Genomic DNA, 1,178 nt, shown 5'->3' with positions numbered 1-1,178 from the left:
TTTATGATAACGCAAAAGTATATGGGGGGGATATTTTTGGGGACGCACAAATTTACAAATATGCAATTATTGATGGTGATCCAAGAATTTATGGCGATGCACAAATTTATGCCGATTACAAAATTGTTTACAAGGAAAAGACAGAAAACTTAACAGGGGACGACGTTTCTTTCTAACCACACAAACAACTTTTAAACACAAGCGTGATTCACGCCACGGGGGAATTGCGCGCAATGGAGGAAATCAAGATGAGTGAACTAAGTACCACACAAACGGAATTAGTGGAAAAAATGAACGATTGTGAAAACAAACCTACAGCTATGGAGCTTATTTTAGAAAGAGCTTTAGACAATGATGTTGATCTGGATCGTCTCAAGCGTCTTCTTGAATTGCGAGAACAAGAGATAAAACGACAAGAGCGCCAAAACTTTGTCCGTGATCTTTCTGCTATGCAAATGGAATACAAAGATATCGAACAAAACGCCATTAATACACATACTAAAAGCCTCTATACAACGCTTAATAAATATATTGATGCAATCAAAGAACCTCTTGCAACACATCACTTTGCCTTGTTCTCTCGTATCAAAGACCAGAGTTCAAATGACATAACTGTAGAAATGACTTTAAAGCATATATCGGGCAATGAAATATCAACAGAAGGAACATTTCCTTTTGACGCTACAGGGAGCAAAAATAACATACAAGCGGTTGGTTCTACTCTCACCTACGCACGTAGATATCTCTTAGGCATGCTTCTTAATGTCGCAAGAAAAGAAGACGATACAGATGGCAACACGCTTCTTTCAGGTATCTCTCCTGAACAAATGAATGAAATCAAAGAATTAATTAAAAAAACACAATCTGAAGAAAGTAAGCTTATCTCTTTCGTAGGAGCAAAAAATCTAACAGATATGTCTTATAAACAAGCTCAAATCGCTTTGTTTTCTTTGAAAAAAAAGCAACGTTCACAAATGAAAAAAGCACAACAAGAGCAATTAGATGCACCTATACAAGATATTGAATATGCACCAACTCAACAACAAACGGCGGTGTGAGATGGAGCAAAGAACAGCAGAATGGTTTCAAGCAAGGCTAGGAAAAGTCACTGCTTCAAACGTTTACAACGTACTCAGTAAGACAGCAAAAGGTTTGCCTACAAGCAAATATGAAGACTA

1 protein-coding gene and 1 pseudogene are annotated in these 1,178 nt (G+C 37.2%); both read left to right on the top strand.

The window, feature by feature from the left end; all coding sequences use genetic code 11:
* Positions 1–248: 248 nt before the first annotated feature.
* Complete coding sequence (locus ACFIKR_RS09325; protein ID WP_375659646.1) at positions 249–1,058, top strand: ERF family protein; 810 nt, start codon at positions 249–251, stop codon at positions 1,056–1,058.
* 1 nt (position 1,059) lies between these two features.
* Positions 1,060–1,178, top strand: a pseudogene (locus tag ACFIKR_RS09320) (exonuclease); the annotation flags it as partial.

Source organism: Bartonella sp. MR30HLJHH, assembly GCF_042194195.1.
GTDB classification, from domain to species: Bacteria; Pseudomonadota; Alphaproteobacteria; order Rhizobiales; family Rhizobiaceae; genus Bartonella; species Bartonella grahamii.
This window is presented reverse-complemented; position numbering and strand designations above follow the sequence as displayed.